Here is a 26,210-nt window from a genome sequence, read left to right on the forward strand (position 1 = left end):
AGACGATTCCATCCAAGTCGGATTGGCTCTAAGAGCGCTGCTCCTGTTCCGCCCATTGCGAATGTTGTTGAGCGCTCTTGGAGATTACATCGGCGCGGCCACGTCGTGGCTCTCGGTATTCAAGTGATTTTCCGACAGCTCCATGTAAAGGCCAATGGGCTTCAATGAGGACGATGTCATGAGCCCGGCGGTCGCCGCGCCAGAAAGCGGGAATACCGGTAAATCGGCGGAAATCAGTTCGGGAATAATATGATTTTCAGGAAAATGGCGCACCGCACAGGGTGAAGATGACAACTATGTCTACGCCACGGCCCTCCAAAATGCGCGACACGTCATCAATCCTAAATTGCTGAAATAAAAGGCATCGTTCCTATGACTAGTTTCGGGATATCATAGAGACTAGTGGTTCGACTCTGACATTTGCATCCGTGCGATACCACCCTCGGAGCAAATGTCGGAGTCAAGAAAACCACTAGCAAGTTATTGGTTCTAGTGGAGCTTTTGAATTTGACATTTGATCTGGAGCTTGATGTCAGGTGGGACTCAAATGTCAAATTCGCTCCACTAGCCTAGTTCAGGTGACCCAACTCTGTCGGTCGAAATCGCAAACCAAGCAAGCATGCTGGAGGCTGGCAGTCTCTCTACCGGTGGCTTTCTTGCCGGACCGCGCCGACGGCAGTCTCGCATGCGAGGTTCACCCTCGGATGAACGCGAAGAGGCCCGCGTTGCTCTCGTCGGCGTTCATGGGAGGCGCAGCAGGTCCTGTACCCGCCGCCACTTGGCGATGGGGCGCATTCTTCATCTTCTTTGCCAACGCTTTCACCGGGACGGACACCGTCATCATCGGTGGCCCAAGCCGCCGGCGCCACCCTCAGAACGTCGCGCAGGCCTTAGTACAGGGGGGACGAGGCGACCAACCAGAGCCACGAGATCGCTTCGGCGCGAAACGCCCGTCTTTGCGAAAATATGCTCCCGGTGCGTCCTTGCGGTGGCCTTGCTCACGCCGAGCGCGGCCGCGGCCTCTGCGAGAGTCGCGCCCGCCATCAACTGATCGAGTTGGCGAGTCTCGGCGGGCGTCAGCCCGAACATGCGGGCGACGGTGCCGAGATCGACCGGAAGCGGAGTGTCCGCCGGTGCGATGAACACGGCGGCTGTCGCTTGCTGGACGAGCCGAGTACGCAAGTTGCCGCATGCGAGGGGCAGCACATGCGCGGTCGCGGCCGCCATGTCTTGAAACACGAGCGGGACGCCTATTCCGGTCGCCCCGATTCCCCCCTCGTTATCACGTGCCAGCTCAATCGCCTTCATAAGCTCGGCGGTCGCGTCGGCATGCACCGCGGCGAGGCATCCGCTTGACGCAAGGATTGGCGACCGGGCGTCGAGCATGGCACGCGCCGCTTCGTTAGCGTGCAGAATGCGGCCGCCGTCGGCGACGATGACGACGCCGACGGCGATGCTGTCGAGGGTCGCGCCAAGCGCCTGCTGTTCAAGGCTCCGCATGTCAATCAGGTCGCTGATCGTGATGGCGCGGCGCAGATGCGGCAAAAGCAGCCCACCCAGCCCGATCTCCCGGTCAGTGATGATGCCCTGCCGGTCCAGACGGCCGAGCACCAGCTCGGAAAAATGGGTCGACGTCGAAATGAGGACGAAATGCGCGATGTCGACAATGCCGAGGGGGCCCAAAACATCCCGCACATAGGGAGAACTCTCTCGTTTGCCAGCGGGGACATCCCGCGAAGCCACGAACGGTTCGTCCGGGGGAGGTTGGCGCGCGAGCCATCCGGACATCGCACCGTGAATTTCCGGAATATGCTTTGCCCTTTGCTGCAGCCAATAGGGTTCCCAGCCCACGCTCTTGCTGATCAGGACACGGTCGTGGCGGAGGTCGTTCAGAGACAGAATCGCATTTTCGCAGTCGAGCGCGGCTGCAATATCGGAAAGCGTGTGGTCCCATAAGGTGGGCTCGAGGGCGCAATCATAGATCGCTCCAATGAGGTCGGAGAGATGCCCGGATGCGAGCCGCTCCGAGGCCGCGGCACCGATAGCATGAGTATGTCCCATAGCAGGATGCCCGACGGTCCGGAAAATAAACAAAAGTATATCGGATGAACACCCGATGCGCCACTCCGTTCGACGCGCTATCGAGCCGATCTACATTGAGATGCGGTGATCCCGTGCCGGGCGAGAGCCACCCGAACAGCTCGATAACTAAGACCGCATGACAAAGGGGTGAGGCATAATATGCGTGGTCGCAGATTTGGAACTTTCTTTCAAATTGCCGTCATCGCAGCGGCGCTGTCCGCGGGTGAGGCAGTCGCGCATGAGATCAACATCTATCAGTCCAAAATCGGAGAGACCGACCAGAAGACGGAGGAGATCAGCACCGAACAGATGCGGCAAATCCTGTCGGACGGCAGTGCGACCGTCCTGGACACGCGGCCGCACGCTGAGTTCGTGAATGGCCACATTCCCGGTGCGAAGTATCTCGAAGGTCCGCCTTCGGCGGCTGTTGCCGGGGTCGAGCGGCTGGTCGGCGGCGACAAGAGCAAGGCATTGGTGCTCTATTGCAATGGTCCGTTCTGTCAGGCCAGCCGCCGATTGAGTGGCCAATTGCGGGATTCCGGATTCACCAATGTCCGCAGATACCAACTGGGTATGCCGATCTGGCGTGCACTGGGCGGCCCGACCGTCATTGAGCTCGATGGCGTCATCCGTATCCATAAGAATGACCATACTGCGGTCTTTCTGGATGCAAGGTCGGCAGAAGAATTTGCCAAGCGGAGCCTTCCGCGAGCCCAGAACCTCCCTCCCGAAACAGCAGCGACCGTGCAGGGCGGCCCGATGCCGCTTGATGATTTCAATACCCGCATCGTGGTCTTCGGCCGTGATGACGCCCAGGCCCGCGCACTCGCCGACGCTCTCAGCAAGCGCCCCTGGCACAATGTGGCTTACTTCCCTGGTAGTTTCGAAACGCTGCTGGCCGCAGTCACCAAAAACTAAGGCCTGCTAGGTTCAATCGACATTCAGCGCTCTCAGCTGTCATGGCCGGGCTTGTCATTGACGTCGGCCTTGCCCGACGTCAACTTGTCCAACGCGGAACTCGGCAAACAGCCGAGTTCCGTTGCCATCCCGATGTATCGAGGCGCCTCTCCGGTCGGGATCATAGGAACGCGGCTGTTGCCGCATTCCCGATCCATAGCCGAAATCGGGTGAACCCGATTTCGGGGACAAGCCCGGTGATGACAACGTAACTCTTGCGGCAATTCTTGAATGTCGATTGATCCTAGCGCCTGAGCCAATCGAGGGCGGCAGCGAGGCAGTGGATGCGGAGGAAGCTTGCAGCAGTGTTCTCGTACCGATTGGCGAGGACGCGCCGCACCGGGCGAAGACGACTTGAAGTCCAAGCCGTTCTTCGACGGCTCCGGCTGCTAGAGCATTTTCGAGCGATGTGGACACCGGTTCGCGTGAAGAAAATGCGCTAAAACAAAGACATGGAGCATTTTCGCGATTCGGAGAAACACGAAAATGCTCTAGGGGGGGATCAGTGCCGAGGCTGCCGAGATGCTCAAGGATACGCCGTGCTCGATGAAGGTGTTCGACATCTTGCGCCAAATGTCTGCGGTCAGGCAGATCGAAGCCGCCGACCTGATGATCGGACAGAATAACTTCTCGATTATGTTCGCGCGCAATCCGCGCAGCCACGCCTGAGAAAGTTGGTCCCTCCCTTTGCCGACAGCAGGTCGACCAAGGGTTTTTCCGGCGTGGCCGCGGCTGTGACGCCGCGGATCTTGCTACGCTCGAACGATCGCTGGAGGGCTGATAAGCCGTATCAGCCAAGCGCCAGTGCGATCGTGCTGGCCAGCAGGAATCCGATGGTCAACAGACGAAAGAGGAGCGGGTTGACGAACCGCGCGGCGCCGATGCCGATCAGTGTTCCCGCCACCGTGGGCAGCACCAAAGGCGCGGCGGCCAGCCAGAGCTCCGCCGACAGGCCGACCACCCCAGCTTGTACGACCAGCGCTACCGGATAGGCCAGTAGAAATGTCACAAGCGTCGTCGAACGCACAATCTCCGGCGTGCTACGGATCGCCGTGGCATAGGCGGCCAGTGCCGGCCCCGGCATCGCCAGCGCTGTGTTGAGTATGCCGCTGACCCCACCGACGACGAGCCTCCGTCCCTTGCCGTCCCGCTCGAACACAGGATAGCGCGACAGAAGGCCCGTAGCGATCAGCGTCATGCAGCCCACCACCACGATGGCGACGAGCTTCAGCGCGCCGATGGAGAGCGACGCCAGCGCCAGCGCTCCCAGCGGTGTACCGATCACCACGCCGCGAAACAGGTCCTTCAGCAGGTTCCGGTCCACTCGCGGCAGGGTGTTCGGCGCAAGGATCAGCGCGATGAGAAAGCTAAGCACGATCGACACTTGAATCGCCACGGCGCTTCCCATGGAAATGAGAAGCGCCGGCCCGGCGATCACGCCGAACCCGATCCCGGTGATGGATTGCAGGATTGACGCCGCGAAAACCGCACCCAGCACCAGCAGGGGCACCGCAGAGAAATCGAACAGCAGCTCCATGGTGGCGGATCAGGAAAAGACGACTTGGAGATTCGTGTATTCCGCCAGGCCTTCCTCACCGAACTCTACACCGATCCCCGATTGCTTGACGCCGCCGAAGGGCGCGTTGGGCTGGATCGCACCGTGCCTGTTGATCCAGACGGAGCCGCATTCGAGCCGCGCCGCGATGCTGCGCGCGGCGTTGATGTCGCGGCCCCAGACCGACCCGCCGAGGCCGTTGGGATTGTCATTGGCCTTGTCCACCGCCTCGTCGATGTCGCTGTAGCGGATCACCGGCAGCACCGGACCAAATTGCTCTTCGTCCACCAGCCGGTCGCCATTCTTGAGATCGGCGATGATGGTCAGCGGGAAGAAGTAGCCCTGCTTTCGTCCGTTGCGCGAGGGCGCATCGCCGCCGAGAAGCACTCTGCCCTTCGGCCTCGCATCCTCGACCAGATCGGTGACGATCTCGAGTTGCCGGGCGTTCTGGACCGGACCGATCATGACACTCTCGTCGCTACCTATACCTACCGGAACCTTGCGGGCAAAGCGCACAAGTTCCTCGCAGACATCCTCGTAGACGTCGTCATGCACGTAGAGCCGTTTCAGCGCCGCGCATGTCTGGCCGCCATTTATGAAGGCACCCCAGAACAGCCGCTCGGCGATCTGCTTCGGGTCCACATCCGGCAGAACGATGCCAGCATCATTGCCGCCCAGTTCCAGCGTCAGCCGTTTCATCGTCTCTGCGGCGCTGGCCATGATCCGCCGGCCGGTGCCGGTGGAGCCGGTGAAGACTATCTTTCCAATGTCCTTGTGGCCCGTCATCAGCGGGCCGATCGTATCATCGCCGGTGACACAATTCACGACACCGCGCGGCAGCACCTGGTTCATCAACTCGACCAGCCGCAACGTTGCCAGCGGAGTATAAGGCGATGGCTTGATGACCACGGTATTGCCCGCCAGGATAGCCGGGATCATGTGCCAGATGGCGATCATCACCGGGAAGTTCCAAGGCGTGATCGACCCGACCACACCGATCGGCATGCGGTAAATCTCGACCCGACCGTCGTTGTTATCCTGGAGCAACTTCATAGGTAACGACAGGCTGGCGGTATAGCGCGTCCAGGCGACTGCGCCGCCTACCTCCCACCGCGAGCCCATACCGTTGAGGGGCTTGCCCTGCTCGGCGGTCAGCAATTGCGCCAATTCCTCTGCATGCGCTTCGATGATCTCGGCAATGCGCAGACAGGCGGTCTGGCGCTTGCGCTCGCTTTCGTTTCGCCACGACTTGAAAGCGGCCTTGGCCACGCGCACGGCATCTTCCAGATGCTCGGCTTCGGCCAGAGGGGCCAGCCCCGCGGGTTTCTCGGTTGCCGGATTCAACACTTCGAAGCACTGTTTCGTCGGGACTTTCTTGCCATCGATGATCAGGCGAAAGGGGTCCATGTGGTCGCTCCTTCAGGTCCGCGTCTTCGGCATCTCGTTGCCGTGCCAGTCGCGGAAATGGTTCTTGTGACTGTCGGAATATGCGCCCGGCTTCATGTGCTTGTCGTAGAAGTCGAGATCGAGGTGATGCGCTTGCGCGAAAAGTGAGATCTGCATCGGATCGACCGTCGCGGGGAATTTTCCGTAAGTGTCGTAGATGTAGGAACAGATGTCCTTCACGCATTCCACGCCGTCGGGGCTGGCCTGTGCGGTGTTCTTGTCGAACTGCGAATTGGGCGCGGTGTGTGGCTTGATCATACCCTTGGCTTCCCACTGGTCCATGGTCATGGTCGCTCCGGCGATTGCGGCATCCACCGCTTCGCGCATCGATGCGTAGTTGGGTGGGCAGAAGGCTTCGAACACGCCCGCGCGGCCGACCGGAATCGGGAAAGGGTCGCTGGGTGACTGGATGAAGCGGAACCCCAGGCCCCGGCAGGCGGGCGTGCCGCCCAGCACCACGGTCGAGGAAAACCCGCCATAGATCCAGCCGCCGATGCCGGTGGCGTGCATGGCCAGCGCGATCAGTTGCGACATGAAAGCGCCTTCCGCGAGCATCCCGTCCGAAATGATCTTTTCCAACCGCGAGAGAGTCATGATCTTCTTCTTCGACAGAAAGCCGTTGTCGACCCATTGCTGGTTGCCGCAGGGCTTCATCCCGTTGCGGTCGTCGACGATGAAATAGCCGCCGCCCTCCCCCGCGTAGCGCCCCGCCTTGCTGTCGCAGAGGTTCAGGATCAGCTTGATCAGGTCCTTGGTGACGTCGATCACCGGCATGAAGAGCGTCGTGCCCGGCATGTTGGTGACCCACTGGTTATGCGGCCAGACGCCCGGCTCCTTCGGCGGCAGATCCATGCGGCCATCGTCGAGCTTTTCGACATAGGTGTCGTAGAAGCCGAGGATCTTTTCGCGGTCGGACTTGTCTTCGTATTCCTTCATCTTAGTCATCTTCGCCTGGTCGGCATTGACGACGAAGACACCGTGATCGTTTGTGAAGAACAGCCGCGCCCGGTGCGAGCCCATCGCCGACGGATAGGGCTTGCCGATGGTCTTGACCATGCCGCCGGGCAGCGTGGTCTCGGCCAGGATCGGACCGGTGGTCGCGGTGGCCGCAGCCACCAGCATGGCAGTTTCAAGGTCGTTCAGGCCCACCGGTTCCTTGTCCGAGCGGTACTTGAATGGGCCCGATGCCATCTCCATCCCCAGCCCGAATCGGCGCGAGCGCCGGCCGAGGATGGCGTCGTAGAGGGGATAATCCCAGGCGGCTTGCGCCTGTGGCGGCAGGCCATCGGGTTTCAGGCTGGTCATCGGGCCGCCTCCGCCTTGGCTTCGGTTCGGGCACCGAGGATCATCCGGAAGAGGTAACCCCAGGCGCCGGGTTTCAGCAGGACCAGCCGCACGAGGCGGCGCAGGTCGGCGTCGGTCATGGTGGTCTCGGCCTCCCAGACGCCCATCTTGCCAGTCAACACGATGCCGCCGTCACGCAGTTCAAGATTCGAGATGTCAAAAGCGAATTCGCCGGCCGCGGAATCGATTTTCATGGGTTTCTCTCCTCCCGGCCCTCAGGGGACCATTTTCCAGTAGGCGTCCTTGCGGGTGATGAGCCCTCCGCCGATGTCGTAAAAATCCATGCCGCGCGATTGGCGCCAAAGCCCATCAGGGCCGAGGAATTCCACGTCGTAGGTCTGGATCACGGTGCTGTCCTTGAATCGCCAGACCGTGCCCGAGAACTTCGGCCTGTTCGGCATGGCAAAGCGCCGCCCCATCTCGGCCAGCGCCTCTTCACGGCCATAGACCACTTGGCCGTTGGGCAGGTGCCACTGAAAGGCCGGCGAGAGACACGCGCGCAGGGCGGCGATGTCGGCGGTCAGGAATGCCTCTTCGAAACGTGTAAAGAGCTTCTTGCGCGCCATCTCGTCGCCCGCCAATACGGGCAGCGTCTTGCGAGCGATCTTTTCGCTGCGGCGCGAGCCGAGATTCTCGACGATCCGCGCACCTGTGGACAGGCGCGGACCATCCGGCCGCGATGCCGGCGATGCGGGCTGGATGTCCTCGACCGCCTGCTCGACCGGATTGGCCAGGGTCGCGGCACCCACCCCGCGTCGCGGCTCGCCCAGAGGACTGGGCGCGATGGCCTCAACCTTTTGCGCGGCACCATTGGCGCGTATCTGGCCACCGCCCACAAGAATCGTCTCGACTGACGGCTGCTTGCCGGGCGCCGGGGTGGACTTTGCGATACTTCGCGTCATCGATCCTCGCAGGCTGCAGTGAAATTCTGATCGCCACAATAATGGCTCCACGTCGCGCGCGTCAAGATAAGAGAATATGAATTCATTTTTATGAACGCGAAAGTCGCCAGTTTTGTCATATCCTTCTGGTGCCATTTTCGTTAATGAATATGGATTCTTTTTTTATTGACGGCATGAGGTTCACCGTCTAGCGTACAGGTAACGAAATAACGCGCTCAGCGATTCATGTGACGGGAGGAGGCCACGATGAAGGCCATTGCCATTGTCCTTACTGCGCTCTTGGCCGGAATACTTGCCGCCGAAGCGCGCGAGTTGCGCCTCGGCGCGGCCCCGCCCCCCGCCTCACCCTGGGGCGTGATCACCCAGAAGTTCGTCGACCGCGTGGCCGAGGTTTCTGGCGGTGAACTGGAGATCAAGGCCTATATGGGCGGCAAGCTGGGTGCTGAGCAGGATGTCGCAAAGCAGATCGCCCGTGGCCGCATCGACATGGGCGTGATGTCGAACTCGGCGGTGTCGCTTCTGGTGCCAAGCTTTGGCCTTCTGACCTCGCCCTATGCCTTCGACAGCGCCGAACAGTTTGACTGCGTTGCAGACAACCACCTTCTGGACACGTTTGGCGAGGAGTTCGACGGGGCTGGCATCGTCACGCTGAGCTGGATGGAAGTGGGCTATCAGTCGATTTTCAGCCAGAAGGACATGCGCCTGCCCTCCGACCTTGCCGGGGTGAAGATCCGCACCGCCCCTTCGGTCACCGATACGCTGTTCATCAAGGAAGCCGGGGGGACCGCAGTGCCTCTGGATCCGAATGACGTAATCCCGGCGATGAAAACCGGCCAGGTCAACGCCGCGACCCAGCTTTCGGTCTTCGGTATCGTCTCCAGTTACGACAAGGTCGCACCCAACATCGTTCTGACCCGCCACCAGCACCAGGTGGGCGCGATCATCATGTCCAAGCGCACCTGGAACAAGCTGAGCGACGAGGAAAAGGGTTGGATCAACGAAGCCGCCCCCGTCTTTCTCGAACTGCGCGAGGCAATCCGCGGGGCCGAAGTCGCCCTATTGAAAAAGGTGGCCGACGAGGGTGCTAACGTGATCGAGCTGAGCAACAAGGAGCTCGACGCGTGGCGCGCTCTCGCCCCCGCCGCGCAGAAGCAGATCCTCGACGAACTGGGGGGCAAGGCGCAAGCCAAGTGGAATGCGATCCTGGCGGCCAAATCCGCCTGCACCCAAAACTGACGGGCCGGACGGATGCTTCGTGCAACCCTCAGAACCGTGACCTTGACGGAAGCCATCGCCGCGACGATCTCCTACGCGGTGGTTGCGGTGATCCTGATGGTCGACGTGATCGGGCGGGAGGTGTTCTACACCTCCTTCCTCGGCCTGCAGCAACTGGCCGTCTATGGCGCGATCATCGCGGGGTTCCTCGGGCTGACGCTCGCCGCTTCCGACAATGCGCATCTGCGACCGGCCTTGCTCGACCGGCTAACTCCGCCGCGGCTGGAGCAGTTGGTACAACGGCTGGGCGACGTGGTCTCTGCAGCATTCTTCTTTTCCGGTGCATGGATATGTTGGTCCTTCGTGGCCCATTCCATGGACAGCGGAGACCGCGCGCCGGTGCTCTACTTCCTACTCTGGCCGCTCCAACTCGTCATTCCCTACGCCTTCGCCTCGGCGGGGCTGAAACATCTCATTTTCGCGGCTGACCCAGCACTGAAGCCCGCTGCGTCCGAGACCATGGGGTAATCCGGATGTCGGCACTTCTTCTCCTGACCCTTGTCCTGGGCCTGCTGGCGCTGCGCCAGAACATCATCGTGGTGCTGTTGGCGGCCGCTGGCTACGTCCACTTCGTCTGGGGCGACGGCAACCTCGAATACCTGGCCGAAGACCTCTGGATTAGCCTCGACAATGCGCTGCTGCTGGCGATCCCGATGTTCCTGCTGGCTGGCAACATCATGACGCGCGGGTCCATTGCGCGGCGGTTGATCGACCTTGCCATCGCTGTAACCCGGCCCATCCCCGGCGGGCTGGCCGTCGCGACCATTCTAAGCTGCGCCATCTTCGCCGCCATCTCGGGCTCCTCTCCGGTGACGCTGCTGGCGGTGGGCACCATCCTCTATCCGGCGTTGATCGAGAACGGTTACGGAAAGCGCTTTGCCCTTGGCGCGCTGACCTCGGGCGGGACGCTGGGCATCATCATCCCGCCCTCGATCCCGCTGATTCTCTACGGCGTCGTGACAGAGACCTCGATTTCCGATCTCTTCGTCGCCGGCATCGTGCCAGGCATTCTGATCGCCTCGGTTCTCGCGCTTTATTCTTGGTGGACTAACCGCCATCTTCCCGCGCAGAACTTCGACATCTCCGAATTCGCCGGCGCGCTGCGCAAGGGCGCCTGGGCCATGCTGCTGCCGGTAATCCTGCTGGGCGGGATCTATACCGGCTACTTCTCGGCGACAGAGGCGGCCGCTGTCGCACTGTTCTACGCGCTCTTCGTGGAGATCGTCATTCACCGCGAACTGAAGCCTATCGACTTCTTCGACACTGCAGTCGATACCGCGAAGCTCCTCGGGATGCTCTTTCCCATCGTCGCCGTGGCGTTGAGCCTCAAGACCATTCTCACCATTGAGGAAATCCCCGACCAGCTCGCGCTCTGGATCTCGACCATCGCGACCAGCAAGATCGTCTTCCTGCTGATGGTTACAGTCTTCCTTCTGATCGTCGGCTGCATGTTCGACGTGATCTCGGCCATCCTGATCCTCGCGCCGCTGTTACTGATCCCGGCGATGGGCTACGGCATCAACCCGGTGCATTTCGGGATCATCATGGTGATCAACCTCGAAATCGGCTTCCTGACGCCACCGGTCGGTCTGAATCTCATCGTCGCGATGACCGCCTTCCGCGAAAGTTTCGGCGAGATCTGCCGCGCGGTTCTGCCCTTCATCGTCCTGATCCTGGGCGTGCTGCTGCTTGTCACCTTCGTGCCGCAGACAGCGCTTTTCTTTCTGAAATGAGCAGGGCAAATTCGACAGAACTGGCAGATGCGTCGGGTGCGCACCGTTACACTCCTGCACGAAAACGATAAGGACAGGACGTGGATTTCGATACGATCCATCTCGAAGACGATATCCAGGGTGTGCACTCGGCTAGGCAGAAGCGGTCCGTCCGCATTCGTGACGCCTATATCAAAGCCGGGATACGCTTGCTGAACACCCGACGCTTTTCCGAGATCCGGATATCGGATTTGGCCGAGGATTGCGGCGGTTCGGTAGGCAGTTTCTACACCCGGTTTGAGGACAAGGACGCCTTTTTCCGTGCGCTGCGCGCCGCTGCCATCGGCGCCTGCAACCGGGAAATTCATCGCAGGGTGAACATGGACAGGCTGTTCGAGATGGCGCCGGCCGAGGCGTTGGACGAGTTGGTCGACCTGATGGCCGACATATTCACCAGCCCCATCCGCGGCGTCCTCCGGGAATCCTTGCTCCGTATCCTGGAGCCCGATGACCCCTGGGCACCAATGCGCGACTCTGCACGTCTAATCATTCGCAACTACCGCAGGGCCTTGGCGCATGAATTCCCGGCGTTCGACCCCGAAGAAACCACCGTCCGGCTGTCATTCTGCTTTCAACTAATCGTCGGCACGCTGCAGAACGATCTGGTTAACGACTACCACGTCTTCTCGGCCAAGGACGAAACGCTTCGGATTGGACTTCGTGAGGCGCTGAAGGCATATATGCGGCTCCCACTGGACGAAGCAGGCAACGGTTGAACGCGGGCGGGATCAGGAGGCGATCAAGACGCACAGGCGGGCCATGCACAAAATGCTCGTAATGATATTCGCCAGCGATCGGGCTGCGATCGCGTGGGACAGCGAGCCGAAACGCTCGTGCAGACAGGGGGGGCGGTAGCCCCGTAGTCTTCTGCTTTATCGGGCGGGAAGAACCTGCCGCCAATCAAAGAACTACTCCGGAAGGAAGAAACCCTATGCAGATCCGCCGCGCCGTCGCCGTCGCCCTTCCCCTCTTGCTCGCTCCGGCCAGCGTCATGGCGCAGGAACAAGGCCAGGTAGCGATGACCCCCTGGAAGACCATTGAGCCGGGTGGCGAAACCTCCTGCGCGACAGGGACGCCTTATGCTTTCCATGTGAAGCCGGGCGAAGGCGCGGACGCCGCAAAGCTCATGATCTTTCTCAGTGGCGGTGGCGCCTGCTGGACGGGCGAGCAATGCGACCCCAGCTCGGCGGTTTACATTCCCTTCGCGCGTCCTCAGCCAAACGAACCGCGCTGGCGGAGCGAATACATGGGTCGCCTTGGACTCTCTGAACGGGTTGATCCAAACGACCCGCGCGGCTGGCGGGGCGTCTTCGACCTCGGCAACCCGGAAAACCCGGTTGCCAAATGGACGCAGGTCTATGCCTCCTATTGCACGGGCGACGTATACCTCGGCAATCGCGATGTGACCTACAAGACGGCGGACGGCCGGGAGGTGGCGGTGCGCCACCGGGGCCGTGCAAATGTGGAATCGGTGCTCAGTTGGGTCTATCAGAACGTGAAGAAGCCCGAGCGCATCGTCGTCGCCGGGTCGAGCGCGGGCGCCATTGCCGCGCCGATCTATGCGGCGGAAGTCGCGGATCACTATCCGGACGTCGAGATTGCCGCCGTCGCGGACGGCGCGGGCGGCTATCGGTCCCCGAAGATTGCGGATTTGATCCAGAACTGGGGCTTCTGGGATGGCGCGCCCGAATGGACGGGCGGCGTCGATCGCGAGAGCGCGACGTTCGAAGACCTCGGCCGCGCGGCGGTGAGACACGCGCCGCGCCTGCGCGTCGTCGAACTCGACACCGCCTATGACCAGGCGCAGGAAAGGTTCCAGAAGGCCTTCGGCACTCCTTCCAGGCTCTACCCGCTGCTGCTGCAGAACCGTGCGGAACAGGCCAAAGCGATCCCTGGCTTCGCGGGCTATACGAGCCGGGGCAAGGCGCACACGCTGCTCGTTTTCGACCGTTTCTACACCTATGAAGAGGAAGGCGTCCGCGCGGTGGACTGGTTCCGCGACGTGGCGGAAGGCCGCGAGGTCAAAAGCGTCACTTGCGGTGAACCGGAGTCCTGCGCGAAGGAACCGGAATAGGATTCTTCCGGTTCGGACAAGACTGTAACTCTGGTCACATTTCTGCCGCGGCGCCCGGCTGGCTTCCCGCAAAACAGATGCGTCACGGGTGGTTATTACACGTGACCCTGCACTGCCTGGAAGCCGGTCGACCTTACCAATCCAATCCACTGCGCAGTGATGCGAAGCAATATGGCAAGCGCCAGATTCCTTCACTATCTCTCGATCTTCAATGGTCTGAAATGGGGCCGATCGCTGACTGGCCGTTATTAGTGGCGTGTAACAAAAAGCTGCCGTTGAAGTGGCCGTAATTGCTCAATCGGAGCTTCGACCTCATTCCGCCGGTTGCGTTTTTGGCCCAGTTTCAATTCGCTTAATTATCAATATTTGAAGAATTTGCGCACGTATTCTTGCGCGAGTCGAGTCACCTAGCTAATCACCGAGGCTTGCCGACGAGGCTGCCTGCCCAGATGTCCACGGACTCATTTTCGCATCTTGCATCGATTTCAATGCCAGCTTCCTCACAGAGTACGATGCCGGCCGCGACGTCCCAGGGTTTGGCCGAGCGTTCGACATAGCCAAGCATCCGCCCGGAAGCGACCATCGCCAGGGAGGTTGCGCAACTGCCGAGACAGACGACCGAAAGACCGCTTGCCTCTAGTGCCTGCTCGAGCCGGAAACGGTCGTCGCCTGCCCACCGGCCATTTCGGCCAACCCCCATGAGACCGCATTCAGCCGAAGTCAAACCCAGTGCCGCGTCGATCGTCGATCTCAATCCCAGGGTCTTGGCGGCGGAGAGGACCTCGTCCAGCGCCGGAAGCGCAATGACGCCGACAACCGGCTCGCCATTGCGAACAAATGCCAGGGAAACTCCCCACAACGGCAGACCGTTCAAGAAATTGGTTGTTCCGTCTATCGGATCGATGAGCCAGTAATCACCGGTGGCGTGACCGCCAAACTCCTCACCGATCAGCGGTTCGTCAGGGTAATGCTTTGCCAACAGTTCGATGGCCGTTGTTTCAACCTGACGATCTGCCTCAGATACGAAATCCCGCGGCCCCTTGAAGTCGACCGCCAGGTCCTTTGTTGCACGGAAGTGGCCAAGGGCCACCTCCGCGCAGGCGGCGACGATTTGCTCAGCATGTCCTAATCGTTGCTGAAAGTCAGTCATTCTGCCACCATCCGAGAGTTTGAAAGGCGAGCGTCGAGCACCATATCGGTAAGACGCACGGCAGCCTTCATAGCGCGTTCGTAGAACGGAAATTCCTTGAGGCTGTAGCGATCGAATGGCGTCTCGAAATTCAATGGCAGTTCGTAAGGAGAATCCGCGATCAGGCTCATCATCTTTGCCCAGTCAATGACACCGTCGAATGGCAGCAGATGATCATCCTTTGCTCCCCTGTTGTCGTGCAGATGGGTGGCGATCAGGCGGGAGCGGAAACGCTCGAGCAACGTGAAGCCGTCGGGATCGATGACACGGGCATGGCCTGAATCAAAGCACAGGCCCATGAATTCCGGCTCATAGCGGGTAAACAGACGCTCAAAGAGATCAACGAACTGGTCGATGCCGCCGCCAAAGATGTTTTCGACTGCAATGGCAACTTTCTTTTCCAGGCAGTAGGGCCGAATAGCATCAAGGGACTCGAAGAGATAACCGTAAAACTCTTCGTTTGCCCCACGACCGCTGGAATCGAACGAGTCGATGTCGATGTGAAGGACCATATTCGGTGCGTTCATCATGGCGGCCAGATCGACGCGGTTGGCCAAGAGGTCAATGCCTGCTTCGCGCTGCCATTTGTGCGGCGAGGCGATATCCTTGCGCATTTCCATCGCCGGGCCGTAGCCCCATTCGGTTCTGGCATTGCGGCCATTCGCGGCGTGAATGGTGTATGTCTTTAAGCCTGCGTCGGCAACGATCTTGGCGATGAAGCGCATTTCCGACGGTGCATACACATAGGACCACCCAGAGTCCGGGTTCCAGTTGATATGGGTGAAGCCCGCTTCCTTGATGAGCTGAAGGCTCTTGCGAACACCCTCATCATACCAGCGGTCGCCGTGATCGGGATGCCATACAGTCATGCAGTACATAGCTTGTCTCCTTGAAATTGGGATGGGAGGGTCAGGTCCGGCCCGCGCGCCCGGAACTAAGGCGGCTGGAGGCAAGAATGACGATGAGTGAAAAGGTGAGGAGCAGGACAACGTAGACCATCGAAATGGCAATCTGGTCCGGTCCATCAGCGCGAGCCGCATTCTGAAGCGCGACGCCGAGCGGCGTGTTGTTGATGTTGTAGAGAAATACCGAGAGCGTATACTCCGACAAGAGTTCGTTGAAGGATATTGCCGCCACCAATGCTATGACCGGGGCGAGCAGCGGCGCGGTCAAGCGGGTGAAGCGATACATCCCGGAAGCGCCAAGCGAGCGGCCCGCGTCGTCGATGTTCGGGTCGATCCCGGCCAGCGCCGCGCCAAGCATTCGCACCATCATCGGAATGATGACGATCACATAGGCGATCGGCAGGAGCCAATAGGTTCCGACCAGCGAGGCGCCGAAGATGAGCATGGAGGGTTTGCCATAGGCCGCGATGAGACCCACCGCGAGCATTATCGACGGGAGCACCCAGGGAATGAAGAGCGAGAACTCCAGGCTATCGCTGACGATGCCCTTGGATGCGCGGATGCGAAGTGCCGCGAACAGGCTTACGGCCAATGCCGCGCTGACCGCAAGACAGGACAGGACGAGGCTGTTGCCGAGCGGACCGAAAGCGCGCGGATCGGAGAAAACCGTCATGTAATGCTGGAGCGTGAAGCGTGTCGGAAACGGATCCTGCACGATGCTCTCCGTCGTGGCGAAGGAGAAAGCGACGGTGATCAGGATGGGAGCCATGTAGATCAGAAACAAAAGATAGGCGATAACATGCACCGCAAGGTTCATGGGACGATTGCGGATTTCTGTTTTTCGCAGGGGGGACTGGCTTTTCGAGGTCGATATTGCTCTACCGCGCCGCTCGATACGTTTCATCCAGAGGAAGACCATCAGTGAGATCGCGCCGAGGAGCAGGGACAGGAGGGCGGCCATGTCGGTACGGCCGAGACTCACCAGGGACTGGATCATCGAACTGAGCATGTAGAAGTCGCGTCCGCCCAGCATGGAGGGTGCGGCAAAGGAGTTGAGCGCGCCGAGCAGGACCAGGAGGCTCGTTGCCAGCAGGACCGGCGCCAGCATCGGCAGGACGATCTTGAGGAAGGCGCGGGCGGGCGACACGCCGAGGCTCTGGGCCGCCTCGACGATGGAAAAGTCGATCTGCCGCAGCCCGGCCCGCACGAACAGGATGTGGTAGCCGGTCATCGTGAAGGTGTGGACGAAAATGACGGCGAAGGCGCCGGTGAACCAATTGGGGTTCATGTCCGGGAAAATTGTCAGCAGCACTTTCGTGAGAAAGCCATGCGACGAATAGACGAAATTGTACCCGGAGACCGCTGCGACGCTGGAGAAGACCAGCGGCGTGGAAAAGGCGAGCAGCAGCAGCGGGGCCAGCCTCACCTTGAAAAATTCCAGGACCGCAACCTGAAATAGGCCGACGACATTGACGGTGACGACCGTCACTATCGCAACCAGGATCGTGCTCCAGATGCTGCGGGTCACGCGGGGCGATCCAGTCAGGCGTTCGATTGCACCCGCCGAAAACTGTCCATTCGGAAAGAATGCGTCCAGCAGGACGTAGACCACGGGATAGAAGAGAAACGCGATGACCATCCAGCCGATGGCCAGCAGGGCAATGAGGCGGGCGATTTTCCCAACGCAGAGGGTGGACGACATCGTTATGCCCTCCCTGCGGGACGCAGCAGTGCGTGATGGGGAAAGCAAACGACGTGCTGGCTGCCGACGGTTAGCTTTTCCGCGGCGCCCGACCTGATCAGGTCAAAATGGCCATCGACCGCCTGCATTCGGTAGCGGATCAAGTTGCCGAGGAAGACGGTGTCGGCGACGGTTGCCGTGATGCGATAGGTATTGGGGGCTCCATCGTCGATGGACATATATTCAGGCCGGACGAAGGCTGGTCCATCGCCGCCGTCAGCACGGATTTCGCCGAGCATCGCCGGTGTCAGACGATTGGCCTCGCCGATGAAGTGGCAGACGAATTCGGTTTCTGGCCGGTTATAAATCGCCTCGGGTGTGCCGATCTGCTCGACCTCGCCTTTGTTCAGGACCGCGATACGGTCCGACAGCGACAGGGCTTCTTCCTGATCGTGCGTCACATAGATCGTGGTGAAGCCGAGCTGCCGTTGCAAGCGCTTGATCTCGTTGCGCATGGAGACCCTTAGCTTGACATCGAGATTCGACAGCGGTTCATCCATCAGCATGATCCTCGGCCCCATGATCAGGGACCGGGCGATGGCGACACGCTGCTGCTGACCGCCTGACAATTCCGCTGGCCGCTTGTTGGCGTGTTCGGAAATCCCGGTACGCTCCAGCATGTCGGCGACCTGGCCCGCGACCTCGGCCTTGGACGTCCCGCTGGCTCGCAGCCCGAAGGCCACATTCTCCGCAACAGTCAGATGCGGGAACAGGGCATAATTCTGGAAGACGATACCGACACCACGCTTCTCGGCCTCAAGACGGGAAATGTCCCGGCCGGCAAGCAGGATGCGCCCCTTGATAACTGGCACGAAGCCGGCGAGGCACCGCAGGATGGTGGATTTCCCGCAGCCGGACGGCCCGAGAAGGGTGAAGAACTCACCATCCTCGATTGTAATGCTCAGATTGGGGACGGCCAATTTGCCGTCGTATGCGATATCGACTTGCTCAAAGCGGATCACGGCACGTCTCCGAGGGCAGACTGCGGGGCGGAAAGCGCGCCCCACAGTCTCAATCTTCACGGCATGATGTTGAGCTGGATGTTTTCCAGCCAGCCGTTCAGCTTGCTGGCCGCGACCGCCCAGTCGATGGGCTGCGGATGAAACTGGGAAACACCGGCGCGGATCGCTTCGGGCGCTTTGGCCAGCGCTTCTGGATGCGCCGGAGCCTGATTGAACCTGACAGCATACTCCGCCATAAAGGCCGGCGTGCCGAACCATTCGACGAATTTCTTGGCCTGCTCCAGTTCGTGGGTGCCCTTGATGATGCCGACGGATTCCGCAACTATCGGCGTACCGCCCTCGGTATCGACGAAGCTGATGGGGATTTTGTTCTTGGCCGCATTGTTCACGACGCCGCCGTACCACGACAGGATCACCGGCATCTGGCCGCTGGCGACCGTCTTCCAATAATCCGTCCCTTCAGGAAGAACGCGGGAATTGGCGTAGACCGCCTTCAGTAAATCCCAGCCTTCCTTTGAGATCTCGCCTGTCTTCGGATCGGTGAAACGCCACAGAAGCCCGGCGAGGATCATCCGTGTGGTCTGCCCATTGATTGCGCCGACAGTAAATTTGTCCTTGTACTCAGGCTTGGCGAGATCCAGCCAAGATTTGGGAACCTGTATGCCCGTCATGCCATCGGTCTTGTAAGCAAGGACGATTGGCGTTTGCCAGAACATGTGGAAATCACCGTCGGCATCCTTGAAATCCGGGCCGAGCGCTGCCGCCCATGTCGGGACGAATGTTGCAAACATGCCTTGTGCCTTCAAGGCGTACATGGACGGCTGGGTCAGCCCGAGCACGAGGTCGGCCTGCGGATTGCTCTTCTCTGCGACGAGACGATCGAAGAGTTCACCGCCGCCGCCGCCCAGGAACTGCACGTCCAGTCCAGCTTCCTTGGCCTTCTGGGCGATGAATGTGCCGCGTTCGTCCCCGCCTTGCGGGGAATAAATGGTGAGGGGCTTGGCATTCACGACAAATGGGATGGCCACGAGCATGAGAGTGGCGAGCACCGATTTCACCGACATTGGGAGAACTCCTTCCTAGGCTTGGTTTCTGACCCAGAAAATAGCGTGTGTCGATGACACATTTATTACATTGCGTAATTTAATTATCAGCCCTAGTCTTTCCGGAATTCGGAGGCAGGCATGCATCTCTCATTCAACGAACGGCAGGTGCTCGAACTGGTGTTCCTTGGAACTGTGGTATCTCGCGTTGAGATGGCGCAGACACTGGGACTCACAGGCGCATCCATTACGCGAATTGTCTCGCGGCTGATGGACGAGGGGCTTATCGATGAAAGTTCCGAAAAGAGCGGCCAGCAAGGCCAACCGCGCCGCAACCTCTCTATTGTTGCCGGCAGACGATTGAGTGCCGGCGTTAACTTTTCGCGTAAGCAGGTTCAACTTGCACTTATCGATTTGGCCGGGCACGTGGTCGGCGTTGAAAATTCCCCGATCACGGAACCCCACGCCAAGCAGATTGTCGCGGCGACGAGACGCGGATTGGCAAAATTGCTGGATGAAAATGCGCGGACACGGGCCGATCTCGTCGGCTTCGGGGTGTCCGTGCCGGGCAATTTCGGGCGCAATTCGCGAGATTTTCGCGCCCACGAACTGTTTCCGCAAATCGAGGGGCTGAGCTTTGCGGATGATCTCGTCGCGCTGTTTGATGCACCGGTCTTTTTTGAGAATGATGGTGCCTGCGCTGTGCTCGGCGAATATATGTTCGGTGCCGGGCGCGGGACGAACCATGTGTTCTTGATTCATGTCGGGCACGGCGTTGGCGGGGGCGGAATTGTCGAAGGACGTCTGTTCAAGGGCGCGAATGGCAATGCCTGCCTGCCCGGGGCCATTTATCCGATCGGTGCCGCCCGTCCGTCCGGCCAGGATTTGCTCGATCATCTTGCCGAGCAAGGCCTTCCCGATATCGAACTAACCGACGACGACCTCAATGGTGGTGAGGCGCGGCCATTTATCAATGCCTGGATCAATCGGGCCGGCGAACAACTCGGTCGTACCGCGCAGATCATATCGGGCTTGTTCGACCCAACGATGATCCTGATCGGTGGACGCCTGCCTCGGTGGATCAATGAAGGACTCTCCGATCGCGCGGGAGAATTTATCGGTAAGAACCCTGGCCCGTCGCGGGGGCTGAAAACTGTCGGCCTTGTTCCCAGTAAGCTCGGGCAGTGCTCCGGCTCGGTCGGGGCCGCAAGCCTGCCGCTCTTTGCAAACTATTTCGCGGGCGCGGTGAATGATACGTTCAGCAACTACAGGAACGGTTGGCGGGGCAATACAAATAGCCTGCGCCGATGACACAGGTCACGTTATCTCGCATGCAGGCCTTAAATAAATCTATGTAAGAGACGTCCGCCGACCACCTTGCATGGTCATTAGATTGCGGTTTTTAATCCAGAATACCGCCTTGGCGTTGGATATGTTGGAGACGCTTAGCCTAGCTGGCGCTCTCTATAGAACCGTCGCGCACTCGTCGCAGGCTCTTTATTGCGCCGCCAGAGAGCTTCGCATTGCATGCCCCTCAAATTTTATTCTTCGCTCTGTCTATACTCCTAAGCCACATCCCCCTGCCAATCAAAGAAATTTCACATGAGAAAAAGGGGGCAAGATGGGGCGATTATTGTTTAGCCGCTCGATCGAGCATGCCGAAAAGTAAACTCGACGGAACGCTTAGCAAGCGCAGCCCAGCTCGTTTTGAAGCGGGATGCTACTCGAAGTGTACGGAGATCGACCCGAGCGGCCCGAAATCGGCGCCTATTGTATCGCCGTGTTTGGTCTCTATCGGCCGTATGAAGGAGCCCGAGAGTACAACCTGCCCCGCTTCTATCTGCCCGCCGTACCGAGCCAGTCGACGTGCCAGCCATGCGACGCCTTGGGCCGGGTGATTGAGAACCCCAGCTCCGAGCCCTGTCTCCTCGACCTGAGCGTTCCGCGTCACGATTGCTCCCGCCCAACGGAGATCGAGCTGATCTGGTCGTGTCGGTCTCCCCCCGATCACGATCCCAGTGGCCGCCAGATCTCCTCGACCGGATAGGTTCCGAGGAGAATCAGCTTCCACTGAGCCGTAATCACGGACCAGCAAGCCCCGCTTATCGAGCGACAGGCTTCCGGACCTGACGCGGCAAATCGGGCGTTCCATACGCCCCACTTAAGCTCCGGCAGAAGATCAGCGAGGATTTCGAGGCGGCCAATGTGATGCATTCGGGGCACAACGACCACGACTGAAGCAGCTTGCTTTGGCCTGATCCGAATGGGATCCCGCCTGTTATCCGCCTCGCTCCGCGGCAAGCTGCGCCTTAAGTTCGGTGACCGTAACGCCGCCGACGGCTATGTCGCTGTCAGGCAATTCATGAACGGACACGAAGAACAGCGCTTTGGAAATGCCTGTAACTTCGACGGCGACGTCGGTCAGGCGCCGCATGAGTTCGGCTTTGACGTCCGGCTTCATCTGTCCCGCTTCGTAGATGATCAATGGCAAATGAGGTCCTTTCGTTGGTTTGCTTTTGTGATCGAACGTATGATGGCCGCAGCTACAGGCTGGCCAACGCGCCATCGAGATCGGCGATCAAAGCCTCGGGAGCTTCAAAACCGACGCCGAGCCGGATGAGATTGGCGGGGAGATCTGCATCCCGAAGCTGTTCTGCGCTCATCATGCCGGCCCACATCGCGGCCGGATGAACGACCAATGTCGAAAACGACCCAAAACTCGCGGAACGGTGCGCCAGATGAAGGTTGGACACGACCTTTTCGGCTTCAACCGCGCCGCCTTTCACCTCAAAGCTCAGGACCCCGCCGAAACCCGTCATCTGCCGGCGCGCGAGATCGTGTTGGGCGTGGCTCGGCAAGCCCGGATAGTGCACCGCTTCGACCTGAGAGTGCTGGGCAAGAAAGGTAGCCACTCGCATGGCTGTATCGTTGTGACGCGCGATGCGCATCGGCAAGGTGCGAAGGCCCCGCAGCGCCAGCCATGCCGCGAACGGATCGAGCGTTGCGCCGAGGATATAGGCCTTTTCCCATATTGCGGAGATTTTCTCCTTGGAGCCGACAACGATTCCCGCCGAGACGTCGCTGTGTCCGGCCAGATATTTCGTCGCGCTATGCATGACGAGATCGACGCCCATGCTGATCGGGCGTTGGTTGAGCGGCGAAGCAATCGTGTTGTCGACAAATGTCGCGATCCCGGCGCGGTTGGCGAAGTCGGCGATCGCGGCGAGATCGGTCAGCCGCATCATCGGGTTGGACGGGCTTTCGAGAATGATCAGTCGTGTCATGGGTCTGACCGCATCGAGAAACGCGGCCGTGTCGATCTGATCGACGAAGGACACCTCTATCCCAAGGCGCGGAGCGACGTTCTTCAAAAAACCCGTTGTTCCGCCATAGAGGACCCGCTGGGCAACGACATGCTCGCCGCTCGCCACGAAAGTCAGAAGCGTCGCGACAACGGCGGCCATTCCCGAGGCGGTCGCGAGCCCAGCTCCGCCACCTTCTAGCGCCGTCACGGCATCTTCAAACGCACGGGTGGTCGGATTGCCATAACGCGTATAAAATCCGGCATGTAAAGGTTCGGTGGCCATGTTCGCGAAGGACTGCGCATCCTCTGCGGCGAAAGTCGACGTCTGGAAGATGGGCGGCGCGATCGGGTTCGAATAGGTTGGCATTTGAACTTGGATTTGCGCCAGGAAGGTGGATGGATCTAAGTCGTAAGTCATGAAGAGCGGTTCCCCGTCAGGCAGAAACATAGCCGAGCCTTATGACGCCGGTACCACTGTCGTCTTGTCTGATCCTGCTGATCGGCTCGATGAGCGATTGTCGCCGGCCCAAACCGACCGCGTTACCTTCTGGATGGACCCGTCATATGACGGGCTTCAGGCGGCCGCTGCCCGGTTTCGCAACCATTGCTTTCGCCCTCACACCCATGACGGACTAATGATCGGGCTGATCGATGCCGGCAGCAAGTCGTTCATGCGCGAACGGAAGCAGTTCGTCGCGAACCCCGGTGCGATTTCGGTGGTCAATGCGGGCGATCTTCATACGGGAAGTCGCGCCGAAGGTAACGAGTTGAAATATCGGGCTCTCTACATTCCATTGAATCTTCTGGCCAACCTGTCTGGTTCCAACAACCTCGACGCCCCGCCGGGATTTCATTCGGGGATTATTGACGACGGGCAATTGTTCAACGCCCTGGGCGCCATGCATTTGTCCATTGTACAGTGCGGTTCCAAGTTGGAACGAGACCAGTTGCTGCTTGAAGCGCTCAAACTTCTCGTCGGACGCTATGGTTCCGATTGGCGCCCCGCTGATCGAGGGGCCGCAGAGGCGCCGAACCACGTTCGCGACGCTTACGCCCTGATTGAGGCGCATTATCGAGAGGAACTGTCCATATCCGATATTTCCATTGCCTTGGAGATCAGTCCTTACCATCTCATGCGCGAATTCCGGCGACATACCGGGATTCCGATGCACGCTCTGCAAACCCAGTTTCGGGTCGAACTTGGCAAGAGGCTTTTGCGGCAGGGACTACCTGTTGCCGAAGTGGCGCTCGCTGCAGGATTCGCAGATCAGAGCCACTTCACGAAGCGTTTCAGAGAAATCGTCGGCACGCCTCCAGCAGCCTATCGGCGAAATCTGCAAGGGATTGGCGCATAGTCGTCGCCAACACCTCTCCGAAATTTCTCCACACCAAATTGAAAGCCAAGCCGCCGAATTCCTGTATTTGCACGCTACGGTACTACGCCGCTAAAACCTTGTTGAATCCGCCCTAAATCAGGCTCTTTCAATCGACTTCGCAAGGGGAAGGCCAGTTGATCCCCGGTGAACGCGGGACGACATGAAAGCTTCACGCCACAATTCTGAAGGGCTTGCACGCGGCGCACGGATGCTGCGCACCGCTCTCGGTCCGGCCATTACGCGGCTTCTGGAAGACGCCTCCATCGTCGAGGTGATGCTGAATCCGGATGGGCGCATCTGGATCGATCGGCTTTCCGAAGGGCTGTCGGATACCGGCGAGCATCTGTCGCCGGCTGATGGCGAGCGCATCCTCGGGCACGGGATTAGCGACAGCAGATTGACTGTGTCCAGGTCGGGTCGCGCGGACAGGCCTCGATGCCGGATGGGGCGATGGCCTGACGCGATATCCATATCGCGCTGGGCATCCCGCAGAGAGGAGATCGAGCGACTTCGATGGCCAAGATCTATATCTTGATATTTTCTATAGATTATGTGTAATTTAGTATCTCCCAACACTCCAAACGGATCGACGCGATGTCTTCCTTCCCTCCCGACGGCCTGCCCCTTACGCGACGGGCAATGGTCGGCGCCCTGGCTGCCCTCGGGCTTTCCACCCTTCCTGTCCCGCTGTCGGCCCAGGACACGCCGGTGCGTGGCGGTATCCTGACGGTCTCGCTTTCGACCGAGGCCGGGTCGATCGCGGCGGTGAACAACACGACGCCGTTTGCTTATTTCATCAGCTCGAAGATCCTCGAAGGATTGCTGAGCTATGACTTCGACTACAATCCCCAGCCGGAACTAGCGACCGAATGGGCCGTCAGCGAGGATGGCCTGCGCTACTGGTTCCGTCTGCGCGAGGGTGTGCGCTGGCATGACGGCAAGCCCTTCGACGCCAAGGACGTGGTCTTTTCGATCCTGCTGCAGCGTGATGTCCACCCGCGCGGCCGTCGCGTGTTCCGCAACGTGACCGCGGTCAACGCCCTGGGATCGCACGAGGTCGAGATCCTGCTATCCGAACCTGCGCCCTATCTGCTGGTGGCCTTTGCGGGCTCGGGCGTGCCTATCGCGCCGGCCCATATCTATGCCGGGACCGATATCGCGGCCAACCCGGCGAACAATGCCCCCATCGGCACGGGCCCCTTCCGCTTTGTCGAATGGGTGCGTGGCAGCCACATCATCCTGGAGCGCAATGACGACTACTGGGACCAGCCGCGCCCCTATCTGGACGGGATCGTCTATCGCTTCGTCTTCGACCCTCTGACGCAGGTCGCAGGCATCGAGACCGGCGAGGTTCACCTGACCCCGACGGGCGTGCCGCTGAGCGAACTCGACCGCTTGCGCCGGAATCCGCAGCTCGGCATCGAGACGCGCGGGTTTGGCTACAACAATACGATCGTCAGGCTGGAATTTAACCTCGACCATCCGCATCTGTCCGACCTTCGTGTGCGCCAGGCCATTGCCCATGCGATTGATGTCGAAACCATCGCCAGTACCGCCTATCAGGGTCAGGCCACGCCGCTCTACGGGCCGGTCAGCCCCGGTCTGGCTGCCTTCTACGACCCGAACCTGCCGCGCTACGCCGTCGACCCCGCCCGCGCCGAGGCCCTCCTCGACGAGGCCGGCCTCAGGCGCGGCGCCGACGGGGTGCGGTTCGAGGTCTTCCTCGACCCGGTGCAGCCTACGGGGCCAATTCGCCAAACGGCTGACTATATCGCGCAGGCCCTGGGCAAGATCGGCATCCGGGTGACCATCCGAGGGCAGGACTTCGCCACCTATGTCCGGCGGATCTATACCGCGCGCGATTTCGACATCGCCTTGCAGGGGCTGAGCAATCTCTATGATCCGGTCGCCGGGATCCAGGGGCTGTTCTGGTCGCGCAGCATCGAGCCGGGCGTGCCCTTCGTGAATGCCGCGCATTATCGCAGCGCCGAGACCGACCGCCTGCTGGAAGCGGCCGCCATCGAGACCAACACCGTCCGGCGGCGCACCCTCTACGATGCGTTCCAGCGGCAGGTGGTCGCCGATCTGCCGGCGTTGCATCTCGTCGCACCCGACGCTTTCACGGTCTACAACACCCGCGTACGCGACCACACGCTGACCGTCGACGGATTCGGCAGCCGCGGCGCGCATGTGTGGCTGGCGCGCTGACCGTGGACGAGCCCTGACCCCGGAACCCGCCGCGCCCGGGGAACCCGGCGCGCTCTCCTTCAAACCGAGACAAGA

Annotated in this window: 24 protein-coding genes and 2 pseudogenes; 11 read left to right on the top strand and 15 right to left on the bottom strand. The window is 60.3% G+C overall.

Annotated elements, in window-relative coordinates; translation table 11 throughout:
- Positions 1–84: 84 nt before the first annotated feature.
- A complete protein-coding gene (locus C7450_RS33425) occupies positions 85–294 on the bottom strand; it encodes a hypothetical protein (RefSeq protein ID WP_146227235.1) in 210 nt (69 codons plus the stop codon).
- Positions 295–840: 546 nt separating this feature from the next.
- Complete coding sequence (locus tag C7450_RS01420; RefSeq protein WP_110372602.1) at positions 841–2,061, bottom strand: helix-turn-helix transcriptional regulator; 1,221 nt, start codon at positions 2,059–2,061, stop codon at positions 841–843.
- A gap of 180 nt (positions 2,062–2,241) precedes the next feature.
- On the opposite strand from C7450_RS01420, the gene C7450_RS01425 reads away from it, so the two are divergent.
- Entirely contained in the window at positions 2,242–3,000 is a 759-nt protein-coding gene (locus tag C7450_RS01425; protein ID WP_110372603.1) for a rhodanese-like domain-containing protein, read from the top strand.
- Positions 3,001–3,561: 561 nt separating this feature from the next.
- On the top strand, positions 3,562–3,708 hold the full coding sequence (locus tag C7450_RS34405; protein ID WP_245449422.1) for a hypothetical protein: 147 nt from the start codon (positions 3,562–3,564) through the stop codon (positions 3,706–3,708).
- A gap of 121 nt (positions 3,709–3,829) precedes the next feature.
- On the opposite strand, the gene C7450_RS01435 is transcribed toward C7450_RS34405, so the two are convergent.
- The 5 genes from C7450_RS01435 to C7450_RS01455 are packed head-to-tail and all read right to left on the bottom strand — an operon-like array spanning position 3,830 to position 8,421.
- The gene (locus C7450_RS01435) at positions 3,830–4,576 is read right to left on the bottom strand and encodes a sulfite exporter TauE/SafE family protein (protein WP_110372604.1); all 747 of its coding nucleotides are present in this window, start codon (positions 4,574–4,576) and stop codon (positions 3,830–3,832) included.
- 9 nt (positions 4,577–4,585) lie between these two features.
- Positions 4,586–6,001 carry an aldehyde dehydrogenase family protein gene (locus C7450_RS01440; RefSeq protein WP_110372605.1) on the bottom strand — a complete coding sequence of 472 codons (1,416 nt, stop codon included), beginning with the start codon at positions 5,999–6,001 and terminating at the stop codon, positions 4,586–4,588.
- A 12-nt stretch (positions 6,002–6,013) separates the two neighbouring features.
- Positions 6,014–7,345, bottom strand: a complete 1,332-nt coding sequence (locus C7450_RS01445; protein ID WP_110372606.1) for a hypothetical protein — start codon at positions 7,343–7,345, stop codon at positions 6,014–6,016.
- Positions 7,342–7,578: a hypothetical protein gene (locus tag C7450_RS01450; RefSeq protein WP_110372607.1), complete on the bottom strand. Its 237-nt coding sequence runs from the start codon at positions 7,576–7,578 to the stop codon at positions 7,342–7,344. The genes C7450_RS01445 and C7450_RS01450 overlap by 4 nt, the downstream gene beginning before the upstream one ends.
- A 21-nt stretch (positions 7,579–7,599) precedes the next feature.
- On the bottom strand, positions 7,600–8,421 hold the full coding sequence (locus C7450_RS01455; RefSeq protein ID WP_110372608.1) for a nuclear transport factor 2 family protein: 822 nt from the start codon (positions 8,419–8,421) through the stop codon (positions 7,600–7,602).
- A 111-nt stretch (positions 8,422–8,532) separates the two neighbouring features.
- On the opposite strand from C7450_RS01455, the gene C7450_RS01460 reads away from it, so the two are divergent.
- From C7450_RS01460 to C7450_RS01480, 5 genes are all read left to right on the top strand, one after another.
- Positions 8,533–9,522: a TRAP transporter substrate-binding protein gene (locus tag C7450_RS01460; protein WP_110372609.1), complete on the top strand. Its 990-nt coding sequence runs from the start codon at positions 8,533–8,535 to the stop codon at positions 9,520–9,522.
- A 12-nt stretch (positions 9,523–9,534) separates the two neighbouring features.
- The gene (locus tag C7450_RS01465; protein WP_110372610.1) at positions 9,535–10,029 is read left to right on the top strand and encodes a TRAP transporter small permease; all 495 of its coding nucleotides are present in this window, start codon (positions 9,535–9,537) and stop codon (positions 10,027–10,029) included.
- Positions 10,030–10,034: 5 nt separating this feature from the next.
- Positions 10,035–11,294 (top strand): TRAP transporter large permease, encoded by a 1,260-nt coding sequence (locus C7450_RS01470; RefSeq protein ID WP_110372611.1) that lies wholly within the window; start codon positions 10,035–10,037, stop codon positions 11,292–11,294.
- A gap of 80 nt (positions 11,295–11,374) precedes the next feature.
- A complete protein-coding gene (locus tag C7450_RS01475; RefSeq protein WP_110372612.1) occupies positions 11,375–12,049 on the top strand; it encodes a TetR/AcrR family transcriptional regulator in 675 nt (224 codons plus the stop codon).
- A 215-nt stretch (positions 12,050–12,264) separates the two neighbouring features.
- Positions 12,265–13,407: a pectin acetylesterase-family hydrolase gene (locus tag C7450_RS01480; protein ID WP_110372613.1), complete on the top strand. Its 1,143-nt coding sequence runs from the start codon at positions 12,265–12,267 to the stop codon at positions 13,405–13,407.
- A gap of 415 nt (positions 13,408–13,822) precedes the next feature.
- Here the strand turns inward: C7450_RS01480 and C7450_RS01485 are convergent, their stop codons facing one another.
- Genes C7450_RS01485 through C7450_RS34270 form a run of 5 tightly spaced genes read right to left on the bottom strand, consistent with a single transcriptional unit; the run spans position 13,823 to position 19,268 of the window.
- A complete protein-coding gene (locus C7450_RS01485; protein ID WP_110372614.1) occupies positions 13,823–14,557 on the bottom strand; it encodes an inositol monophosphatase family protein in 735 nt (244 codons plus the stop codon).
- Complete coding sequence (locus C7450_RS01490; RefSeq protein ID WP_110372615.1) at positions 14,554–15,474, bottom strand: sugar phosphate isomerase/epimerase family protein; 921 nt, start codon at positions 15,472–15,474, stop codon at positions 14,554–14,556. Before C7450_RS01490 ends, C7450_RS01485 begins: the two co-directional genes overlap by 4 nt.
- A 31-nt stretch (positions 15,475–15,505) precedes the next feature.
- Positions 15,506–17,203 (bottom strand): ABC transporter permease, encoded by a 1,698-nt coding sequence (locus tag C7450_RS01495; RefSeq protein WP_110372616.1) that lies wholly within the window; start codon positions 17,201–17,203, stop codon positions 15,506–15,508.
- Between the two features lie 2 nt (positions 17,204–17,205).
- Entirely contained in the window at positions 17,206–18,204 is a 999-nt protein-coding gene (locus C7450_RS01500) for an ABC transporter ATP-binding protein (protein ID WP_210206337.1), read from the bottom strand.
- A 56-nt stretch (positions 18,205–18,260) separates the two neighbouring features.
- Complete coding sequence (locus tag C7450_RS34270; RefSeq protein ID WP_110372618.1) at positions 18,261–19,268, bottom strand: extracellular solute-binding protein; 1,008 nt, start codon at positions 19,266–19,268, stop codon at positions 18,261–18,263.
- A gap of 120 nt (positions 19,269–19,388) precedes the next feature.
- On the opposite strand from C7450_RS34270, the gene C7450_RS01510 reads away from it, so the two are divergent.
- Positions 19,389–20,558: an ROK family transcriptional regulator gene (locus C7450_RS01510; protein WP_110372619.1), complete on the top strand. Its 1,170-nt coding sequence runs from the start codon at positions 19,389–19,391 to the stop codon at positions 20,556–20,558.
- 409 nt (positions 20,559–20,967) lie between these two features.
- Here the strand turns inward: C7450_RS01510 and C7450_RS01515 are convergent.
- The 3 genes and pseudogenes from C7450_RS01515 to C7450_RS01525 all read right to left on the bottom strand — a co-directional run.
- Positions 20,968–21,273 (bottom strand): annotated as a pseudogene (locus tag C7450_RS01515) (FAA hydrolase family protein); the annotation flags it as partial.
- Positions 21,274–21,525: 252 nt separating this feature from the next.
- A complete protein-coding gene (locus C7450_RS01520; protein ID WP_210206338.1) occupies positions 21,526–21,708 on the bottom strand; it encodes a tautomerase family protein in 183 nt (60 codons plus the stop codon).
- 82 nt (positions 21,709–21,790) lie between these two features.
- On the bottom strand, positions 21,791–22,969 hold the full coding sequence (locus C7450_RS01525; protein WP_110373203.1) for a trans-sulfuration enzyme family protein: 1,179 nt from the start codon (positions 22,967–22,969) through the stop codon (positions 21,791–21,793).
- Positions 22,970–23,102: 133 nt separating this feature from the next.
- On the opposite strand from C7450_RS01525, the gene C7450_RS01530 reads away from it, so the two are divergent.
- The 3 genes and pseudogenes from C7450_RS01530 to C7450_RS01540 all read left to right on the top strand — a co-directional run bounded on the left by C7450_RS01530 (position 23,103) and on the right by C7450_RS01540 (position 26,135).
- Positions 23,103–23,906: an AraC family transcriptional regulator gene (locus C7450_RS01530; protein ID WP_281064258.1), complete on the top strand. Its 804-nt coding sequence runs from the start codon at positions 23,103–23,105 to the stop codon at positions 23,904–23,906.
- A 181-nt stretch (positions 23,907–24,087) separates the two neighbouring features.
- A pseudogene (locus C7450_RS34410) lies at positions 24,088–24,300 on the top strand (P-type conjugative transfer ATPase TrbB); the annotation flags it as partial.
- 221 nt (positions 24,301–24,521) lie between these two features.
- Positions 24,522–26,135, top strand: coding sequence for an ABC transporter substrate-binding protein (locus C7450_RS01540; RefSeq protein ID WP_110372622.1), 1,614 nt, complete (start codon positions 24,522–24,524; stop codon positions 26,133–26,135).
- Positions 26,136–26,210 lie beyond the last annotated feature (75 nt).

Source organism: Chelatococcus asaccharovorans, assembly GCF_003201475.1.
In the GTDB taxonomy this organism is placed as follows: domain Bacteria; phylum Pseudomonadota; class Alphaproteobacteria; order Rhizobiales; family Beijerinckiaceae; genus Chelatococcus; species Chelatococcus asaccharovorans.

Excerpts from the sequence above, each read along its gene's own strand:
- C7450_RS01420 (WP_110372602.1), bottom strand. The coding sequence starts at position 2,061 with ATGGGACATACTCATGCTATCGGTGCCGCGGCCTCGGAGCGGCTCGCA.
- C7450_RS01425 (WP_110372603.1), top strand. The coding sequence starts at position 2,242 with ATGCGTGGTCGCAGATTTGGAACTTTCTTTCAAATTGCCGTCATCGCA.
- C7450_RS34405 (WP_245449422.1), top strand. The coding sequence starts at position 3,562 with ATGCTCAAGGATACGCCGTGCTCGATGAAGGTGTTCGACATCTTGCGC.
- C7450_RS01435 (WP_110372604.1), bottom strand. The coding sequence starts at position 4,576 with ATGGAGCTGCTGTTCGATTTCTCTGCGGTGCCCCTGCTGGTGCTGGGT.
- C7450_RS01440 (WP_110372605.1), bottom strand. The coding sequence starts at position 6,001 with ATGGACCCCTTTCGCCTGATCATCGATGGCAAGAAAGTCCCGACGAAA.
- C7450_RS01445 (WP_110372606.1), bottom strand. The coding sequence starts at position 7,345 with ATGACCAGCCTGAAACCCGATGGCCTGCCGCCACAGGCGCAAGCCGCC.
- C7450_RS01450 (WP_110372607.1), bottom strand. The coding sequence starts at position 7,578 with ATGAAAATCGATTCCGCGGCCGGCGAATTCGCTTTTGACATCTCGAAT.
- C7450_RS01455 (WP_110372608.1), bottom strand. The coding sequence starts at position 8,421 with ATGGCACCAGAAGGATATGACAAAACTGGCGACTTTCGCGTTCATAAA.
- C7450_RS01460 (WP_110372609.1), top strand. The coding sequence starts at position 8,533 with ATGAAGGCCATTGCCATTGTCCTTACTGCGCTCTTGGCCGGAATACTT.
- C7450_RS01465 (WP_110372610.1), top strand. The coding sequence starts at position 9,535 with ATGCTTCGTGCAACCCTCAGAACCGTGACCTTGACGGAAGCCATCGCC.
- C7450_RS01470 (WP_110372611.1), top strand. The coding sequence starts at position 10,035 with ATGTCGGCACTTCTTCTCCTGACCCTTGTCCTGGGCCTGCTGGCGCTG.
- C7450_RS01480 (WP_110372613.1), top strand. The coding sequence starts at position 12,265 with ATGCAGATCCGCCGCGCCGTCGCCGTCGCCCTTCCCCTCTTGCTCGCT.
- C7450_RS01485 (WP_110372614.1), bottom strand. The coding sequence starts at position 14,557 with ATGACTGACTTTCAGCAACGATTAGGACATGCTGAGCAAATCGTCGCC.
- C7450_RS01490 (WP_110372615.1), bottom strand. The coding sequence starts at position 15,474 with ATGTACTGCATGACTGTATGGCATCCCGATCACGGCGACCGCTGGTAT.
- C7450_RS01495 (WP_110372616.1), bottom strand. The coding sequence starts at position 17,203 with ATGTCGTCCACCCTCTGCGTTGGGAAAATCGCCCGCCTCATTGCCCTG.
- C7450_RS34270 (WP_110372618.1), bottom strand. The coding sequence starts at position 19,268 with ATGTCGGTGAAATCGGTGCTCGCCACTCTCATGCTCGTGGCCATCCCA.
- C7450_RS01510 (WP_110372619.1), top strand. The coding sequence starts at position 19,389 with ATGCATCTCTCATTCAACGAACGGCAGGTGCTCGAACTGGTGTTCCTT.
- C7450_RS01520 (WP_210206338.1), bottom strand. The coding sequence starts at position 21,708 with ATGAAGCCGGACGTCAAAGCCGAACTCATGCGGCGCCTGACCGACGTC.
- C7450_RS01525 (WP_110373203.1), bottom strand. The coding sequence starts at position 22,969 with ATGACTTACGACTTAGATCCATCCACCTTCCTGGCGCAAATCCAAGTT.
- C7450_RS01530 (WP_281064258.1), top strand. The coding sequence starts at position 23,103 with ATGGACCCGTCATATGACGGGCTTCAGGCGGCCGCTGCCCGGTTTCGC.
- C7450_RS01540 (WP_110372622.1), top strand. The coding sequence starts at position 24,522 with ATGTCTTCCTTCCCTCCCGACGGCCTGCCCCTTACGCGACGGGCAATG.